The organism is Putridiphycobacter roseus (assembly GCF_003234935.1).
Taxonomy (GTDB): Bacteria; Bacteroidota; Bacteroidia; order Flavobacteriales_D; family Crocinitomicaceae; genus Putridiphycobacter; species Putridiphycobacter roseus.
Window position 1 is genome coordinate 283,896 of record NZ_QKSB01000002.1, and the last position, 18,735, is coordinate 302,630.

The window sequence follows — 18,735 nt, forward strand, 5'->3', positions numbered from 1 at the left end:
AGGTTTATCTATATATTTTTTATGAAATTAGTTTACAATCTTATTGTATTCTTTCATGAAGTTTTTATCTTCTTCATACAATTGTTTCACTTTACCTAAAATTGCTTTAGCCTCTGAAGTTTCTTCCATCACTACTAATGTTTTAGCATATTGGATGATACCGAATTTAAATACTTCTCTATCAATTTTCTTTTTAGCAGCCTCTTCAATACTATCGTCATCACTCAATACTAAAGAACCAGTATCAAAATTATCCAATAAAGCTAACGCTTCTTTTTGTTCGATTCTAAAACCACTTTTATCTCCTCTTTGGTATTTTGCAACTGCTTTTAAGAAAGCCGTTCCAATTTCTCCTTTTTCAATTTTTTCCATCAATGGTAAAACCCCCATTAATCTTCCATAATCATTTGACTCTACTAAATTTCTAATTTGCTCAAAAACTTCCTTTTTCACTGCTGTAAAATGCGGTAAATTTGCATTATACATAGTTCTATCATCATCATCTTTTTGAATGGCTTTACCAGCATATTTCACGGCATCTTTAAATGCTCTTGGAAATTCTTCTGCTAAATCTCCACCTTTAGATATTTCTAAATTAGCTTTGGATAAATAAAGGTATGGAATGGCATCTTTTCTAGAGTCATCAGCTGTAGTATATTTCTCCGCTTGCTTTAACAATTTTTCCAGATTACCATCTGCAAAGTAAACTATCAAATCATTATACTCAGGTCGTTGTGCGAATGAGAACGTTGTTAGTAAACCAGTTAAATATAATAATAATGTAAATTTTTTCATAATAAATTCGTTTGCTTAGCTTATTTCAAATATAATGCCTAAAAGTAGCAAAATAAAGAAATTAACAGTTTATTAACAAGTATTATTCGTAAAATTTTAACAGTATATTCAAGATATCTATTGCAGCCTTTGAAATTTTTGTTCCAGGTCCAAATATCCCCATTACTCCTTTTTCATATAAAAAATCATAATCTTGCGCAGGAATAACGCCACCAGCAATAACAAGTATATCTTCCCGACCATACTTTTTCAAGGCCTCCAATACTTGCGGCACTAGCGTCTTATGTCCAGCAGCAAGGGAGGATACACCTAAAACATGTACATCATTTTCTATGGCTTGTTTAGCAGCCTCTTCTGGCGTTTGAAATAAAGGACCAATATCGACATCAAATCCAATATCAGCAAAGGAAGTTGCAATAACTTTCGCTCCTCTATCGTGTCCATCTTGGCCCATTTTCGCGACCATAATTCTTGGTCTTCTTCCATCCAACGCTGCAAATTTATCCGCTAACTGTTGGGCTTTAATAAATGCTTTATCATGCATGGCTTCCGTTGAATAAACGCCTGAAATTGATTTAATAGTCGCTTGGTACCTTCCAAATTGTTTTTCCATGGCATCTGAAATTTCTCCCAACGACGCTCGTTCTCGAGCACAATCTATGGCTAATTCGAGTAAATTACCTTCTCCTCGCGATCCTTCTTCTAGTCTTTTTAAAGCCGCCTGAACAGCTTCTTCATCCCTATCCGACTTCATTTTATTCAGCCTTTCAATTTGACCTAAACGAACTTTAGTATTGTCAATTTCTAATATATCTAAAGGGTCTTCTTTTTCGAGTTGGTAACGATTTACACCTACAATAATATCTTTTTCGGCATCAATACGCGCTTGTTTTCTCGCCGCAGCTTCTTCTATTCTCATTTTAGGAACGCCAGACTCGATTGCTTTTGCCATCCCTCCTAATGCTTCTACCTCTTGAATTCTTTCCCAGGCTTTATCCGCAATCTCTTGGGTTAATTTTTCAACATAAAATGAACCTGCCCAAGGGTCAATAAATTTAGTGATTCCAGTTTCTTCTTGAATATAGATCTGTGTATTTCTAGCTATTCTAGCAGAAAAGTCTGTTGGTAAAGCAATGGCTTCATCTAGCGCATTGGTATGTAAAGATTGTGTTCCACCTAATGCGGCAGCCATTGCCTCAATGCAAGTTCTTGCAATATTATTATAAGGGTCTTGTGCTGTTAAACTCCAGCCCGAAGTTTGGCAATGTGTTCTCAGCGACAAGGACTTTTTATTGGCTGGATTAAATTGTTTTACCAACTTGGCCCACAACATTCTTCCTGCTCTCATTTTTGCAATTTCCATAAAGTGGTTCATACCTATGGCCCAGAAAAAAGATAAACGTGGTGCAAATTCATCTACATTCATCCCCGCTTGTATTCCTGCTCGGATATATTCTAACCCATCCGCTAAGGTATAAGCTAATTCTAAATCCGCCGTAGCCCCTGCCTCTTGCATGTGATAGCCAGAAATTGAAATAGAGTTGAACTTCGGCATTTTTTTTGCCGTGAATTCAAAAATATCAGAAATGATGCGCATGGAATGTTTAGGAGGATAGATATACGTATTTCTAACCATAAACTCCTTTAAAATATCATTTTGAATGGTCCCTGCTAATAAGTCAGGGGTAACCCCTTGCTCTTCGGCAGCTATGATATAAAAAGCCAATATTGGAATTACTGCGCCATTCATGGTCATGGAGACTGACATTTTATCTAGTGGAATTTGATCGAACAATATTTTCATGTCCTCTACCGAGTCAATCGCTACACCAGCCTTACCTACATCTCCAACTACCCTTGGGTGATCAGAATCGTACCCTCTATGCGTGGCCAAATCAAAAGCGACAGAAAGACCTTTTTGTCCTGCTGCTAAATTCCTTCTATAAAAAGCATTGGAATCTTCAGCAGTAGAAAATCCAGCATATTGTCGAATCGTCCACGGTCGAATGGCATACATAGTAGAATATGGACCACGCGTATTTGGTGCGATACCAGAAACAAATTCTAAATGCGTAACTTTATCTAAATCAGATGGAATGTATTCTTTTTTTAAAGCAATACCTTCAGCTGTATCAAATATAGCAGTTGCTGGTTGCTGTGCCCCATTTGAAACGCGCTTCTTACTTAATGGCTTAATTTCTTTTCTTTTCATCTTACTTTTCGAATTCATTTTCTAAATTGAATAAATTAAAAGCATTAAAATCCCCTTTCTTGCTCGGTATTTCTTTTTCTGTACGCAACCAATCGACTTCGGTATTTGGGTACTTATTCACCCCCAATAATGTTTGGGTTTTTTCGTTGATAGCTTTGGTATATTTCTCCTTACTTTCCGTTAATAAATCTTGCAAGTAATTTGATCGAATCGCCGCTATAATCCCACCTTTTTGTTCAATTTCCATAAACAATTCCCAGGCATTTTCAATTAATTGATCTGTAATATATTCTACCGCATAAGCTCCTGCAGCTGGATCTACTACTTGATTAGCATAGGATTCTTCTTTTAAAATCAATTGCAGATTTCTTGCCATCCTAGGCGCAAGTATTTCATCATTGTTAGTAACCTTACTATAGGGCGATATTACCAAACTATTTACGCCTCCAAAAACGGCCGACATGGCTTCGGTGGTTTGGCGTAATAAATTATTATGTCGATCATTTTTCGCCATATTTCTATGTGTAGTAACACCCTGTATCCAAGGAGATTTATTAGCATCTAAATCCCACTGCGTTAACAAATGGGCTTGCAACTCTTTTAAGGCTCTAATTTTTGCGATACCTACTACATAATTAGATGCCGTTCCAACCTGTATGGCTATTTTATTTTCAATCCCACTAATAGCTATCCCTTCGTTTGTTAAAGTTTGAAAGTATTCATTTAAACTTGCCATGATAATGGCTAACTCCTGGGTAGCTGTTGCACCAAAATCTGCGAATGCAGCCCCATTCACACAGAGTGTGTGGGCATTTAAAGCTAATAAAGACTGATAAACCAATCCTAAATCCTTGTGGTTATGTTGAAAAATTCCAGTAGACAAACCTTCGGTCAAGAAAGGAACATCTATACTTAATTTCCCCATTTTTTTTCCTGCTATAAAATCAGAAAATGTTTTAACTTGCTGTATATCATGAAAAATAAGATGCAAATAAATATATTCCATCATTACTTGCTGAAAAAGTAGCTCAAAGTCTGTATTTTCACCAAGTTCAATACGCAGCCCATTGCTGCCGACATTCAATGCTTTTAAAATAATCTGATTGGTTACTTTTGAATCCTTGTCTACAAATTCCTCTGTAATAAACCAATCATTATTGTTCTTATCCAGTAAATCTGACTTTGTGTACAACTGTTCTTTAAATTCCTCGGGATGATAATAGCTTTTAGCGTTCAAATCAATTTCCGGCTTAAAATTTAAAGAAGACAGCGGTTTTCCTTTTAAATCTTTTAAAATTTGAGCTTCCCACTCCGACAAAGTAACCGGTTCAAATTCATTAAAAACTACATGGTTAATTTTCATTAGGTTTGTTTTATACTAATTTAAAAATATTCTTTGACAAGTTTTACAATTGTGGATAAAATAGCAACAGAAGCAATAAATCCGGTAATAAATTGTCGCCAAAATGAGTATCCTTGACGAATTCCCCAAAAACCACTTAAGGATGCGATTGCTAACGCAGCTAAAATAACCCAGTAAAACATGGCTTCAAAGTTAAAATTTATTTAGAGGAATGGTAGTATTTCAATCATTCCTTTTTTAATGCCTTTTTTATACTTCCCTTTTTTTATCGCTGGGCGAATGGTATGATCAAGTATTTGTTGCCTTTTCTTTTTAGGGAAAATATCGCTAATTTTTTTACCGACAAATAATCGCACTTCATTTTTTGATTTTGAAACAAAGAGTATCACCGAATTTTCAAAAACAGTTGGTTTTATTTTCCAATGCTTATATAATCGCATCAAATAATCCCTTAAATTGGACTGATCGGCATAATTAGAGACCGTTAAAAGCATTAATGCATGGTTAGTCTGCTTTTGTTTTTTAATAATTTTTTTATTCAAATACCATTCAGAAGCGGGGGGCAACAAGCCCTCATTATCATTCATCAAACCCTGATAATCAGGATAAATACCAGCATGTAAATGAATAGAAAAGAATAATATTAAGCAATATTTAAACATCTTTTTTTAATAAAAAAAACGGTAGGAAACCCACCGTTTTAAATTGATAAATAACCATTAAATTTAATGGAAACTTTTTACTGGGCAAAGTAAAACTGCACAGAATTAGATTTAGTAACAGGGTTTACAATTAATACCGGAATTTTAGCCGAATTAGTAATCATAACTTGTTCATGTTTACCAGTAATAGAGGCAAACAATTGATTTTTTTGTAAATTCATTATCGCAATTAAATCTGCATTTGTTTTTTCAGCAAATTTGATTACCTCCGCATCAAAATCTTTCGAAGATGCAATTTCAGTAGTCACTTGAATATTTCTTTCTGCGAAAAATTTATTTGCAAATATAATATTAGCCTTTACTGTAGTCAGTAAAAATTCATCCGTTTCATCTGGAATAATCACATGTACTCTTGATTTAAAGTACTTGGCCATATTAGCGACAATAGTCAATTTTTGTTTTGTTTCTTTATGTAAATCCAATGGCACCACAATATCGTCGTATCCATTTTCAGAAATTTGATCATTTTGTACAATAATAAAAGGTACCGAAGAGGAAGTAACTACTTTTAAAGCATGTGAACCTGTAATATGTTGCCATCCATGCGCACCATGTGTACCCATAATAATTAGCTCTGCGCCAGTTTCAGAAGCAAAATCTCCAATATCATCAAAAATATTCCCAATTCGGGTATGTTGAACGATTTTAATATTCGCTTTATTCTCAATTTTTTTTACAATTTCCTCTAACTTTTTTCCTGCTTTTGAAATTTCCGTTCTTTTTTCTACTACATGCAATACATGTATATCCGCATTAATAGCAGCAGCAATTACTAGTGCATGTTTTAAAGCTGCATCCGCGACTTCTGTAAAATCATGGGGAACGATTAGAGATTTATGGTCCATAGGTTTAGTTTCTTGGTTTTGATTGTCGCAAATTTAAAAATTATAAATTTACATGGGGTCAAATTAATAAAATATTAACTATAATTTACCTTTTTTCTATTATTTTTTTTCAAATAGGCGTTAGTAAAAATAGCCAATAAAATAATTCCACCACCCAAATAAAACCCTAGGGACATTTTCTCTTGATTGGGATATAAAATTAAGGCGATAATAATGGTATAAATTGGTTCCATATTAATACTCACACTGACTGTAAAAGGGGTGACAAATTCCATTACCCAGACACTTACCAAAAAAGCAAAAGTGGTGCACACTAGGGAAAGAATTAATAGGAACATAAAGCTATCTTTCGACATGACTAAGAGTCCAGTATTCCACTCCTGCATAAACAGTAAACCTATACCCGAAACCATGCATGCCCCTATCATTTCAATTTTTGTAATTTTAAAAGATGAAATTGTTTTAACATATTTACCATTTAAAACCGTAAAAAGGGAGGCCAGAAAAGCCGATATAATGCCAAAGGTAATGCCTAAGACATATTTAAATTCAAAGCCGAAAATGATGACAATACCAACAATAATAAAGAGACTAATCACAATTTCAGAAAAACGAACTTTTCTTTTAAATATAAGCGGTTCTAGAAAAGAGGTAAATAAGGTAGATAAAGTCATACAAACCACACCAATCGAAATGGTACTTACTTTAATGGCAAAGAAGAAAGCAAACCAATGTAAGGCAATCACCCCTCCTATTCCTAGTAATATAAAATATTCCTTTCGGGATAGTTTCCGACTTTTCTTTAGAAACACACCAATTAATAACAAAGATAATGCGGCTATACCTGTGCGATAAAATACAATTTTAAAAGACATGGCAACTTGGTTAATTTCAAAGTTACCATGGTCATTGGTCGGTAAGTGAATAAAATCTCCCAAAATCCCAGTCAAGCCCCAAATAAGGACAATCAGGTTTAAAATGACTTGGTATTTCATTGTATTTTTCAAGGGCACAATGATACTAAAAAAAAAGCGTGCATTGATGAATCAAGCACGCTTTTAAAGTACAATAAATAAACTTATTTTACAGCCGATTTCTTTTCTCTAATCATTTCGACTTTTGACACTGTTTCTTTAATTTCTGTTTCTTTTTTTGCCTTATCTTGATTCCCAGCTTTTATAGCCTCTTCTGCATTGGCAATTTGTTTTTTAGCATCTTTGATGATGTCTTCTTGTTTTTCAAGCTCCTCTTTGATATCCTTCAACTCATCTTCTTTTTCTTTTTGAATTTTTTCGACTTCTTTCGCTTCCTCTTCAATGATATTTTTAGCGGTCGCTACTGCAAAATCGTATAATTTCTTTTCAAAAACCTTATATTCAGTCGGGTGATCTTTAGAATTTACAAAAGCACCCCCCAAGTCGATTTTCACTAAAACATTTACACCACCTTTAGTAAGGGCTTCAATTTTTGCGTAGGCGTCAAAAGTATTATCTCCTATTTCTTTTAATTTACAATCATCTGCAAAATAAACATCTTTAGTCGATAATTTTCCTTTCCACGATTTCATTTCTTCTTTTAGATCCTTGGCAATGGTTTTTTCATCTCCATAAGGAATGGTAACAAAATAGCCGTTTTCTGCTCCGTCTACATCTACTTTTTGTTCTTTGATGGTAATTTGCGCTGATAAGGAAAACCCCATAACAACGAGTAATAAACTGGTAAATAATTTCATAAGATTAGTTTTGTTTTAAAAATACTACTTCACCATTAAAAAACAAAATTTTATTGGTTTTTGTTTTTATTAAAATTTACCATATTATTAATGGTGTCTAACGCTGCTTCATACAATTGATATAAGGAATCTGGCGTATTACTATAGTAAGCCAAGGTACTTTCCATTTGATTCTTATCCAACCCTTTCTCTCTTAAAATTTGATTCGAAGCACTATCTAGTGTTTTTCTGTACACTTTTGGTCTTTTATGCACTTGCTCGTAATAAGCTTCCATTATTTCAAGGTCAATAATCGTTTCAATGAGTAAATCTTTTTCAATTAAATCCGCAGGCGGTAATTCCGTGTTTTTCGAATTACAGCCAAAAAGAAAAACTAAAAGAACCCCCCAGTACCTCATGGTCTATCAAAACTTAAACGTTGTCCAGTTGGACTTTCAATAATAGCATCTTTATCATACACCAAAGCACCATTTACAAAAGTTTTTGCAATACTGTGTGAGAATGTCACCCCTTCAAATGGTGACCAACCGCATTTATATAATAAATTCTCCTTTGTTACGGTCAAGGACTTTTTGGGATCAACAACTACCAAATCCGCAAAATAGCCTTCGCGAATAAAACCACGTTCTTTCACTTGAAAACAAATAGCAGGTGCATGACTCATTTTTTCAATTGCTTGTGTTAAAGACATATTTCCTTCTTTTACCTTTTCAAGAATGGCCAATACCGCATGTTGCACTAAGGGTCCACCAGAAGGCGCCTTAAAATAATTATTATCTTTTTCTACTAAAGTATGCGGTGCATGATCAGTTGCAATGATATCGATTTTATTCGTTCTCAACCCTTCCCAGATTGCCGCTCTATCTTTTGCGCTTTTAACTGCAGGATTCCATTTAATTAATGTTCCTTTCTTATCATAGTCTTCATCTGTAAACCATAAATGATGTACACAAGCTTCTGCAGTAATTTTTTTATCTTTTAAGTCAATAGTATTGTCAAACAAATCCATTTCAATGGCTGTTGACAAATGCAATACATGTAATCTGGTTTGGTATTTTTTCGCTAAATTCACGGCAAGAGAAGAAGAAAGGTAACAAGCCTCTGCGCTTCTTATTTCAGGATGATACTTAATAGGCATATCCTCGCCATATTTCGCTTTATAAATCGCTAAGTTTTTTCGAATCGTTGCTTCATCTTCACAATGGGTGGCGATTAACATATCGCACTTAGAAAAAATATTAGTCAAAGTCTGTTCATTATCTACCAACATATTCCCAGTAGAAGACCCCATAAATACTTTTACCCCGCAAACATTTTGGTGGTTCGTTTTTAATACCTCCTCAATATTATCATTGGAAGCCCCCATAAAAAAGGAGTAGTTTGCCAAGGAGTTTCTATTTGCGATTTGATATTTATCTTCCAGCAATTCTTGTGTCAATGCATTGGGCACAGTATTCGGCATTTCCATAAAACTGGTAATTCCGCCGGCAACTGCTGCTCTAGACTCTGTATAAATCTCTCCTTTATGCGTCAACCCAGGCTCTCTAAAATGCACTTGATCATCAATCATCCCAGGCATTAACCACTTCCCTTCTAAATCTATTACCTCGGCAGTTGGATCACTGATATTAGCAGCAATTTTTTCAATTCTTTCGCCTTGAATTAATAAATCTGCCTGTATGGTTTCACCTTCATTGATGATGGTGGCATTTTTAAGAAGATATTTTGACATTTTTTATATTTTTTTAATCAAACAAAGGTACAAAATATTAAGGTATTTGAAAGATAAATTTTAACTTTGTGGGAAACAATTATCGCATGAAAAATTACCAACATACTGTAAAAGACAGGTTTTTAAAATACGTAACTATTGACACAACAGCTGATCCTAATTCAACGACTTTTCCGAGTTCAATGAAGCAGAAAGATTTGGCAAAAGTTTTGGTGGAAGAGTTAAAAGCAATTGGAATTGATAATGCTGAAATGGATGAATGGGGCTATGTTTTTGCAAGCATTCCAAGTAATTCGCCAAAAAATGACATTCCAAAAATTTGTTTTTGCGCGCACATGGACACCGCACCTGATTGTAGTGGTACAAATGTTAAACCGATTGTACACCCAAAATGGGATGGTACTGATATAATTTTACCAGACGACAACAACCAGATTGTAAGCAGTAAAAAGCATGGCTACTTGGCCGAAAAAATTGGAGACGATATTATTACAGCCAGTGGTTTAACACTTTTGGGTGCTGATGACAAAGCGGGTGTTGCTTGTATTATGGACTATGCGCATTACGTAATGAACAACCCTACTTATTTGCACGGTGACATTAAAATATTATTTACTCCCGACGAAGAAGTTGGAAGAGGCGTTGACCACTTAGACATGGACCGCTTATCTGCTGACTATGGCTATACTTTAGATGGTGGTGCTTTGGGTTCAATTGAAGACGAAAGTTTTTCAGCAGATGCGGTGACTATTGAAATAAATGGCGTGAGTGCACACCCTGGTTATGCTAAAAACAAATTGGTAAATGCATTAAAAGTTGCCAGCGACTTTATCGATCAGTTACCAAAAGATGCATGGAGTCCTGAAACAACAGAAAACAGAGAGGGATTTGTTCACCCCGTTTCTGTAAATGGCATCATGGAAAAAACAACCATTAAATTCATCATCCGAGATCACGTAACCTCCAAATTAGTGGAATACGAAAACAGATTAGAAGGATTATTAAATGATACGGTTGCAAAATACCCAGGAGTAACTGCGACTTTTAAAGCGGTTGAGCAATACAGAAACATGAAAGAAATTATTAAAGAAGTTCCTTTTGTTACTGATTATGCTATTGAAGCAATGGAAAGAGTTGGAGTAACACCAAAACCTGTAATTATTAGAGGAGGAACAGATGGTTCTCGCCTTTCTTTTATGGGCTTACCTTGTCCAAACTTATTTACTGGAGAAATGGCTATTCACTCTAAGCACGAATACGTAAGTGTACAAGACATGGAAAAAGCAGTAAAAACTATGATTGAGATCATTAGTATTTGGGAAGAAAAAGCCTAAATTTTACTCTTAAAATAATTAACACATTTGATAAAAATACCAGTTCTTTTTTGAGCTGGTATTTTTTTATACACGAAGGACTAAGGCGCTTTTGATAAAAACAAAATTTCTTATGTACCTTTGTTTTACTTAAAAGAAATAAGATGAAACATACTATTTTAGTAACAGGTGGAACCGGATACATTGGATCTTGGGTTACCAAAGGATTATTAGAAAATGGGCATACGGTAAGGTTGACTGTTAGAGATAAAAGCAAGCCTGAAAAATTTGCTTTTTTAACTGAAATAGCTAATGATTCACCTGGTACACTTGAGATTTGGGAAGCTGATTTAATGAAAGCAGGAAGCTTTGATGCGCCGGCAAAAGGCGCCGACTTAATTGCACACCTTGCCTCTCCTTTTATTTTAAATGTAAAGGACCCTCAAAGAGATTTAATTGACCCTGCTGTAAAGGGCACCGAAAATGTTTTAAGTGCCGCCAACCACTCTGGCACTGTTAAAAAAGTAGTCCTTACTTCAAGCGTTGCTGCCATACATGGCGACAATGTAGATATGGAAAATATGGGGTTGGAAGAATTTACGGAAGCCCAATTTAACACCTCTAGCTCATTGAACCATCAACCCTACTCTTACTCCAAAGTGATGGCTGAAAAAAGAGCTTGGGAAATAGCCAACGCGCAATCGGATTGGCAATTAGTGGTGATGAACCCTGCTTTTGTCATGGGACCATCCTTAACAACCCAATCAAAATCAGAAAGCTTAAAATTAGTAACCGACTTATTGACTGGAAAATTCAAAAGTGGCGCACCTGAATTGTATTTTGGATTTGTAGACGTTCGTGATATAGCTAAAGCACATATATACGGACTAGAACATACGGCAGAAGGACGTCATATACTATCCAATCAGGTTGCTTCTTTTCTAGACATGTCAAAAGTAATTAGTAAAAAGTATGGCAACACCTATAAATTACCAAAATCGTTTGCACCAAAATGGCTATTGAGCTTAATTGGTGGCTTGTTTGGTGTCACCAGAATGTTTGTAAAGAACAATGTAGGTTACCACTTAAAGTTGAACAACAACAAAAGTAAAACGGCCTTAAAAATGGAATACATTCCCTTTGAAACTACAGTAATAGACATGGTAGAACAAATGCGTGCCCAAAAAATTATATAATTGAATTTTCATTATCGCTTTAACATACAATTTTTAGGCTACCGTTATTCGGGATGGATGTTTCAACCCAAGTATAAAACTGTTCAGGGAATGGTTGACAAAACTTTTGAGTTTTTATTCCCTGAGTCAAAATTTAAAACTTTTGGTGAGAGCAGAACTGATGCAAAGGTATCTGCCAATACTTTTTATTTCTATTTGAATATTGACCGTGAAATTGTTGACCCAAATTTCATTGAAATCTTTAACAGCAATTTACCAAATGACATCAAGGCATTAAGTTTAAAATCGGTGCCCGCCGGCTACAACCCACTAGGTTTAAAAAACAACAAACACTATATCTATTTATTTTCCTTTGGTGAGAAACCTCATCCATTTGCTGCAGCCATTTTATTCAATGAACCTAAACACTTAGACATTGAAAAAATGAAAGTTGGAGCCAAGCTATTTGAAGGAACGCATAACTTTGTTAAATACTGTTCAAAGCCGACAGCAAATACCATTTTAACACGTGAAGTTACACATTGTGAAATTGTAGAAAATACTTTTTACGCAGCCAATTTTTTCCCTGAGAAATCCTATTGCTTGAGCATTAAAAGTCAAGGATTCTTGAGGTATCAAGTACGACTGATCATGGGGCAATTATTCGAATTAGGAAAGGGCAATATTACATTAAAAGACATTAAAGACTCTTTAATTCCAATGGATGAAATACCAGTGAGAAATATTGCTGCTGGTTCTGCTTTAATTTTACAAGAGATAATGCCATGAAAAAAAACTTATTTCCCTTCTTCTAGCAAAATATTTACATCACTGATCAACTGTGCTATTGAAGCTTTATTTAAGCCATTATAGATACCTCGAATGTGTTTATTTTGATCAATAAGGACAAAGTTTTCTGTGTGCAAAAATTCATCTTCTGTTTTTTCTAGCCCTAAATCCTCTTCAATAAAGTAGGTATTTCTACCCAAATCGTAAATGGTTTTTCGATCACCTGTCACTAAATGCCATCTCCCATCCACTACCCCTTTATTTTGCGCGTATTCTTTTAATTGTGCAATACTATCTTTTTCAGGCGTGACAGAATGCGACAATAATAAAACGTCCTCTTCGGTAAGAAAAGCATCTTGGACCACTTTCATATTAGTGGTCATTTTGGGACAAATACCAGGACAAGTCGTGTAGAAAAAATCGGTTACATACACCTTTCCTTCAAAAGTTTTTTCATTAATTATTTCCCCATTTTGATTCGTGAATGTAAATGATTTTATTGCATGAAATTCTTTAAGTTTAGGGTCCTCTAAACTCATCCATACGGGGGTAAAACTTGCATCTTCATAAAAAGGCAATTCCGCTAGGACCACTACTTTTTTTGCTGCTTTATTTGAACAAGCAAACAACAGCAAAACCAATACACTATTTAATAGAATCCTTTTCATTTAACACAATATTTTCATCCTCCAATTGAAAGCATAAATTTGCACGTTTTAGTCCAAAAATCCGACCATTTTTTGCTTCATAATTGCAATATAACTTCCCATTTTCTCTCCAAGACCGTTGAAGACCTTCTTCCTTGCCTTGGTTTAAATTTAACACTTTAAACTTAGCACCACTTTGAAACCACTGTTTTTGTACCCCATCTGGCACCCCTTCATCAAAATTAGCCATTGAACGCATATTTCCATTCACCCACCAAGAAATCACCGCACCATTTTTTTTCCCATGATGGTATTGGGCTATAAAACTTATTTTACCATCTGGAAACCATTTGGTCATTTCACCATGCTTTTTACCAGACAAATAATGTACACTTTCTGCAATTTGTTGGTTAGGATAATACTTTTCTGCAATACCCGTAAATTCTTCCCCTGCATAAGTCTTCCTACCATTTTTCACATTTCTTTTTAATAAAGAGTCAGCAACAACAATAGCTACTGACTCTTTTACTAAATGCGCTTCTCCTTGTTGATTTTGACAACCAAACAAGCTAAAAACAATGAACAAAAAAAAACTACTGAATCGCATTTGGTGTACCTTGATAATTTCCTGGAAATAAAATATAATATGCATTTAAGTATAATTCATTTTGAATATGATAATGATACTCAGCTTCCGTTGCATGCTGAGTCGTGCTTGTATGTCCGCCCGAAACATCCAAATCACTTGGATAAGTACCCGTAGCGTTACATTTTCTACCGTATAAGAAAAACCCATCCGCAATAATTCCAATCAAGTTTTCATCATCATTCGACCATGCTTTAGTTTCCAAGTGATAGTGGTAACTTTGAGGTCCTGTATGGGCAGCGGTATAATCTAATGATCCTACTGCATCATCCAAGGGAACATTCGGTCCTTCTTCATCATTATAAATCATAGAACCACTAATTGCCATACCTATTGCACCCAGTCCAGTTGTAGATGAATTACTCGCTTTTTCTGGATTTACAGGAACTGTTAAAGTATATTCTCCGTTAAAATCATCAATATTTCCGGGGGCCATTTCATCATAAGTGGTCACCGTTGGCGCAACAAAAAGCGCGTGTGAACTCGACCAATATGGGGAAGTATGATTTGGCAAACCGTTGGATACAATCACCACCTCATCACCATCTATAGAAATATCGAAATTGTCTTCATCAAATTCTGCAAATGCAGCGTGAAGTGTGCCATCATTATCTTTTTTACAAGCTGTAAAACTAACCGTTGCGATAAGTAATAAATTTGCGAATAATACAGTAATTTTCATGATTTTTGAATTTAAAGGGTTATTGAATTGCATTAGGGGTTCCTTGATAATCCCCAGGGAATAAAATATAATATTGATTCAAGTATAATTCATTTTGAATGTGGTAATGATACGCTGCTGTAGTATTGTATTGCGTAACACTAGTATGTCCACCCGAAACATCTAAATCACTTGGGTAAGTACCCGTAGCATTACATTTTCTACCATATAAGAAAAACCCATCCGCAATAATTCCAATCAAGTTTTCATCATCATTCGACCAAGCTTTAGTTTCCAAGTGATAGTGGTAACTTTGAGGTCCTGTATGGGCAGCGGTATAATCTAATGATCCTACTGCATCATCCAAGGGTACGTTCGGTCCTTCTTCATCATTATAAATCATAGCCCCACTAATCGCCATACCAATTGCACCTAGTCCTGTAGCACTCGATACAGCCGCTAAACTTGGGGTGATAGGTACTCTTAAAGTATACATACCATTAAAGTCATCAATATTCCCTGGTGCCATTTGTGCATAGCTGGTCACCGTAGGCTCGACAAACAATGCATGGTTTTCACTTGCTGCTGCCGTTACTAAGGTATTCCCCATAGGATCTGTCGCTGTTCTTGCCGTTGTATTTGACCAATAAGGTGAAGTATGGTTAGGCAAACCATTAGACTCTATTACAATTTCATCTCCATCCACATAGATGTTAAAATTATCAGAATCGAATGCTGCAAAAGCTTTATGCATGCCACTTGAATCATCAGTGCTGTCAACCACTGTCACATTGCTATCATCCGTATCTGAATAATCACAAACATAACCATCAGGTTGCTCACAAGCTTGAATAGTCACTGCAGCATTCCCTAAACCATCCCCATCCGCATCTTGATAATATGTCATTTCTTCACAGGCTTTATCACATGCTGTAATAAAAAATGTACCCATCAATAGCATTCCTATAGCTTTTATTTTTATGTCTGTTTTCATCTTTTAAATAAATTGATTTAAAAGTTAGACCACAAACAAAACAAAATCCTTCTCGATATTATAAATTATTTTTTGACCAAGTCTTTTTTTCTTGAAATTGGTAACATAAGTCCAAGTATATTAATAATGATTCCATAAGAAACAATGAATACGAACTCATCTTGGTCAAACAATAATAAGATGGTCAATACCATGCCAATTAATGCGGTGAAAATCAGACTAGTTTTCAATATAAATAGGTTGATATTGTACTTTTTAAAAATAAAAAAACCTATGATATAAATGATAAAAGTTGGCAAGGAATATAACAAGCCAAAAAGCATCATTATAAACACCGCACCAATATTATTTAAATAGGGACTATCACTCACCATCATAACAATAAAAGGACTAATAATCAATGTTAAAAGCCAATGTGAAAATGGATATATAAAACTATATTTCAACCCCATCTGATTTTAAGTATAATTAAATAACAAAAATAGAATACAGAATAAATTTTGACGACCAAAACACGCATGACCAAAGCAACGTAAGGTAACTTGCTTAATTTAGGCCGTTCAAATGTCACTATTCTATTTTAATCTACCTGTAAGGTAGTGAATATAAAACAGATAAAAAATATTTATTGCTATATATTTAGGTTTTAACTATAGACCAAGACAAAAACCACAATTATAATCAAAGGTGAAAAATTCGAAACATATTTTTTTATATTAACTAATATTTATGGTTGTACAACTTTAAGAAGCTAGATTAATCTATCCATGTTATGTAGGTCTTTTTTTTTATATTTGTTAAAACCGCCCATTTAATGTCGAGTCCAACTAAGGAAAATTACTTAAAAGCAGCTTATTTTTTACATCAAAAAAACAAAACCATTTCGGTAACAGATTTGGCAAAAGAAATGAAGATAAGTACACCCACCGCTAATAATATGGTAAAAAAAATGGCCGCTTTTGGATGGGTAGACTATGAAAAGTACAAACCCATCACCCTAACTAATGAGGGCATAAAATTAGGTGCTTTAATTGTAAGAAAACACCGTTTATCCGAAATGTTTTTATCGAAAGTAATGGGGTTTGGTTGGGAAGAAGTGCATGATATTGCAGAAGAATTGGAACATTTAAATTCCAACAAATTTTTTGAAAGAATGGATGAAATATTAGGTTTTCCATCATCTGATCCACATGGTTCACCAATACCTGACAAAAATGGTAAGGTGCAAGAAAGAGTTTTCCTTTCTTTACTATCTATTGAACCCGAACAAAAAGTAAAACTATCTGCCTTAAAAAACAGCTCTAAAGATTTACTTTTCTTTTTAAATAAAAAAGAGATAAAATTAGGCACAGAAATGAAAGTAATTCAAAAAGAACAATTTGACAATAGCATTCATTTACTTTTTAAAGATGGAAAAAGTACTGTTCTCAGTCAGCAAGCTGCTGCTTGTCTTTTAGTAGAATTGATTTAACAAACGTTAGCTGAACGGTCTTTTTGTCAGTAAATTTAATCAGGCTTTGTTTTTGCAATCTGAAGTCGAACAATGGATTCACAAAATAAAATAATAAAAATTACACTTGCATTAGCATTGGGCTTAGTCGGTTTAATGTGGTTGGTGTTCGGATACGATACTATTTTTCATTTAGATTTATATAAATACGGTGTAAAACCAAGAACTTTTAGTGGCTTATTGGGCATTATCACCAGTCCGTTTATACACAGCACAAATGGTTATTCTCATATCTTCAATAACTCCATCCCTGCATTTGTGCTTACTTGGTTATTATTTTATAATTACCGAAACATTGCCTTCAAGGTATTTATCATCCTATTTTTAGGGACAGGATTATTGGTCTGGATTTTTGGAAGAGACTCTTACCACATTGGCATGAGCGGCGTGATTTACGGCTTGACTTCCTTTTTAATGATTTGTGGATTTTTAACTAAAAACCTAAGCGTGGCAGCCATCTCCTTGTTGGTTATATTTTTATATGGCAGCTTAATTTGGGGTATTTTCCCACTGACACCGGGTGTTTCATTTGAAGGACACTTTTTTGGATTTTTTGTCGGCGCCATACTGGCCATTCTTTTTAGAAAACAATTGCCACAACCCATTAAATACCGATATGAGATTGAAGAGGAATTAGCGGATGAAATGGAGCGTTTGGAAAGTCAATTGGGAGAAGAATATTGGAAAATCCCTGAAACTCCGGCTCCACATACTGTCATTCATCCACACAGCTCAACCGACCCTTTAAATATTGTATATCAGTTTAAGGTGAAGGTGAACAAAGATGAAGAAAAGAAAAGTTAATTGTTAGTTCTTAGCTACAACTATGATTTTATTTCAAGGCGAATGTGCAGTGATTAGAAAATGATGCACTATTTTTTTAAGCAACATGATAAACGAAAGGACTAAAACAAAAAAGACATTCCTTTGCTATTGGGTTTAATTTTCTTTTCTCTCGCTAAATCTTCATGAACTTCATAATAATCTCTCGCGTTACAAAAAGAATTAATATGTTTTAAGCCAAGATTACTCCACTAATCCGTGTAACTAATCTGTTTGGATCTAAAAACTTTATTTGGCGTAGATTCAGAGCAAAAGTGTTTAAGATAAGCCTTGGGGACAATATGTTGATCCTCGTTATTCACCTATTTAAGATAATTAATCTAATTATATTTTCGTCTATCAGTTCTATACAATGTAGCGAACAAAACACGAATCATCAAAATAACGTTTGTAAATACGAACAATTTTAATTACATTTGCATGTATATACAAACATTATGGCTAACAAAAAGATAGTTTTACTGCCAAAAGCGAGGAAAATATTAGTCGAAGTTGGTGAAAATATTAAACTAGCACGTTTAAGAAGAAAACTTAGTGCAGAGCAAGTCGCAGAGCGTGCAAATATTGGAAGAACGACTCTTTATCATATTGAAAAAGGTGATCCAGGAGTAAGTATTGGTGCTTACTTACAAGTAATGATGGTACTTCGACTAGGAGAAGATTTCTTAATGCTAGCAAAAGATGATGAACTTGGTCGAAAGCTTCAAGATGCAAAATTAATAACCAAGGAAAGAGCGCCAAAACGAAACAAATAGA

21 protein-coding genes are annotated in these 18,735 nt (G+C 34.6%); 6 read left to right on the forward strand and 15 right to left on the reverse strand.

What is annotated here, in order from left to right; translation table 11 throughout:
- Positions 1-27: 27 nt before the first annotated feature.
- The 10 genes from DNU06_RS05060 to DNU06_RS05100 all read right to left on the reverse strand — a co-directional run bounded on the left by DNU06_RS05060 (position 28) and on the right by DNU06_RS05100 (position 9,401).
- Positions 28-795: a hypothetical protein gene (locus DNU06_RS05060; protein WP_111062142.1), complete on the reverse strand. Its 768-nt coding sequence runs from the start codon at positions 793-795 to the stop codon at positions 28-30.
- Positions 796-877: 82 nt separating this feature from the next.
- The gene (gene scpA / locus DNU06_RS05065) at positions 878-3,025 is read right to left on the reverse strand and encodes a methylmalonyl-CoA mutase (RefSeq protein ID WP_394342425.1); all 2,148 of its coding nucleotides are present in this window, start codon (positions 3,023-3,025) and stop codon (positions 878-880) included.
- The gene (locus tag DNU06_RS05070) at positions 3,009-4,370 is read right to left on the reverse strand and encodes a methylmalonyl-CoA mutase family protein (RefSeq protein ID WP_111062143.1); all 1,362 of its coding nucleotides are present in this window, start codon (positions 4,368-4,370) and stop codon (positions 3,009-3,011) included. The genes scpA and DNU06_RS05070 overlap by 17 nt, the downstream gene beginning before the upstream one ends.
- Positions 4,371-4,390: 20 nt before the next feature.
- The gene (locus DNU06_RS17795) at positions 4,391-4,552 is read right to left on the reverse strand and encodes a hypothetical protein (RefSeq protein WP_158526820.1); all 162 of its coding nucleotides are present in this window, start codon (positions 4,550-4,552) and stop codon (positions 4,391-4,393) included.
- Between the two features lie 21 nt (positions 4,553-4,573).
- Complete coding sequence (locus DNU06_RS05075; protein WP_111062144.1) at positions 4,574-5,032, reverse strand: TPM domain-containing protein; 459 nt, start codon at positions 5,030-5,032, stop codon at positions 4,574-4,576.
- Positions 5,033-5,109: 77 nt separating this feature from the next.
- A complete protein-coding gene (locus DNU06_RS05080; protein ID WP_111062145.1) occupies positions 5,110-5,937 on the reverse strand; it encodes a universal stress protein in 828 nt (275 codons plus the stop codon).
- Between the two features lie 74 nt (positions 5,938-6,011).
- Positions 6,012-6,932, reverse strand: coding sequence for a DMT family transporter (locus tag DNU06_RS05085; RefSeq protein WP_111062146.1), 921 nt, complete (start codon positions 6,930-6,932; stop codon positions 6,012-6,014).
- 83 nt (positions 6,933-7,015) lie between these two features.
- Positions 7,016-7,669, reverse strand: a complete 654-nt coding sequence (locus tag DNU06_RS05090) for a hypothetical protein (RefSeq protein WP_111062147.1) — start codon at positions 7,667-7,669, stop codon at positions 7,016-7,018.
- Positions 7,670-7,719: 50 nt separating this feature from the next.
- Positions 7,720-8,067, reverse strand: coding sequence for a DUF4296 domain-containing protein (locus tag DNU06_RS05095; RefSeq protein ID WP_111062148.1), 348 nt, complete (start codon positions 8,065-8,067; stop codon positions 7,720-7,722).
- The gene (locus DNU06_RS05100; protein WP_111062149.1) at positions 8,064-9,401 is read right to left on the reverse strand and encodes a dihydroorotase; all 1,338 of its coding nucleotides are present in this window, start codon (positions 9,399-9,401) and stop codon (positions 8,064-8,066) included. Before DNU06_RS05100 ends, DNU06_RS05095 begins: the two co-directional genes overlap by 4 nt.
- Before the next feature lie 86 nt (positions 9,402-9,487).
- Here DNU06_RS05100 and pepT point away from each other — a divergent pair, with 86 nt between their 5' ends.
- From pepT to DNU06_RS05115, 3 genes are all read left to right on the forward strand, one after another.
- Complete coding sequence (gene pepT, locus DNU06_RS05105) at positions 9,488-10,735, forward strand: peptidase T (RefSeq protein WP_111062150.1); 1,248 nt, start codon at positions 9,488-9,490, stop codon at positions 10,733-10,735.
- Positions 10,736-10,878: 143 nt separating this feature from the next.
- Positions 10,879-11,910 carry an NAD-dependent epimerase/dehydratase family protein gene (locus tag DNU06_RS05110; RefSeq protein ID WP_111062151.1) on the forward strand — a complete coding sequence of 344 codons (1,032 nt, stop codon included), beginning with the start codon at positions 10,879-10,881 and terminating at the stop codon, positions 11,908-11,910.
- Positions 11,911-12,678, forward strand: a complete 768-nt coding sequence (locus DNU06_RS05115) for a tRNA pseudouridine synthase A (protein ID WP_233502955.1) — start codon at positions 11,911-11,913, stop codon at positions 12,676-12,678.
- An 8-nt stretch (positions 12,679-12,686) separates the two neighbouring features.
- On the opposite strand, the gene DNU06_RS05120 is transcribed toward DNU06_RS05115, so the two are convergent.
- The 5 genes from DNU06_RS05120 to DNU06_RS05140 form a co-directional block, all read right to left on the reverse strand.
- Positions 12,687-13,346: an SCO family protein gene (locus DNU06_RS05120; protein WP_111062153.1), complete on the reverse strand. Its 660-nt coding sequence runs from the start codon at positions 13,344-13,346 to the stop codon at positions 12,687-12,689.
- A complete protein-coding gene (locus tag DNU06_RS05125) occupies positions 13,324-13,977 on the reverse strand; it encodes a toxin-antitoxin system YwqK family antitoxin (RefSeq protein ID WP_233502967.1) in 654 nt (217 codons plus the stop codon). The genes DNU06_RS05120 and DNU06_RS05125 overlap by 23 nt, the downstream gene beginning before the upstream one ends.
- Positions 13,919-14,653, reverse strand: coding sequence for a YHYH protein (locus tag DNU06_RS05130; RefSeq protein WP_111062393.1), 735 nt, complete (start codon positions 14,651-14,653; stop codon positions 13,919-13,921). The genes DNU06_RS05125 and DNU06_RS05130 overlap by 59 nt, the downstream gene beginning before the upstream one ends.
- Before the next feature lie 19 nt (positions 14,654-14,672).
- Complete coding sequence (locus DNU06_RS05135; protein ID WP_233502957.1) at positions 14,673-15,626, reverse strand: YHYH protein; 954 nt, start codon at positions 15,624-15,626, stop codon at positions 14,673-14,675.
- Positions 15,627-15,691: 65 nt separating this feature from the next.
- Entirely contained in the window at positions 15,692-16,078 is a 387-nt protein-coding gene (locus DNU06_RS05140) for a hypothetical protein (protein ID WP_111062155.1), read from the reverse strand.
- Positions 16,079-16,440: 362 nt separating this feature from the next.
- Between DNU06_RS05140 and DNU06_RS05145 the strand changes: the two genes are divergently transcribed.
- The 3 genes from DNU06_RS05145 (at position 16,441) to DNU06_RS05155 (ending at position 18,734) form a co-directional block, all read left to right on the forward strand.
- The gene (locus tag DNU06_RS05145; protein ID WP_111062156.1) at positions 16,441-17,097 is read left to right on the forward strand and encodes a metal-dependent transcriptional regulator; all 657 of its coding nucleotides are present in this window, start codon (positions 16,441-16,443) and stop codon (positions 17,095-17,097) included.
- A 72-nt stretch (positions 17,098-17,169) separates the two neighbouring features.
- Complete coding sequence (locus tag DNU06_RS05150) at positions 17,170-17,940, forward strand: rhomboid family intramembrane serine protease (protein ID WP_111062157.1); 771 nt, start codon at positions 17,170-17,172, stop codon at positions 17,938-17,940.
- A 476-nt stretch (positions 17,941-18,416) separates the two neighbouring features.
- On the forward strand, positions 18,417-18,734 hold the full coding sequence (locus DNU06_RS05155) for a helix-turn-helix domain-containing protein (RefSeq protein ID WP_111062158.1): 318 nt from the start codon (positions 18,417-18,419) through the stop codon (positions 18,732-18,734).
- Position 18,735: the final 1 nt, after the last annotated feature.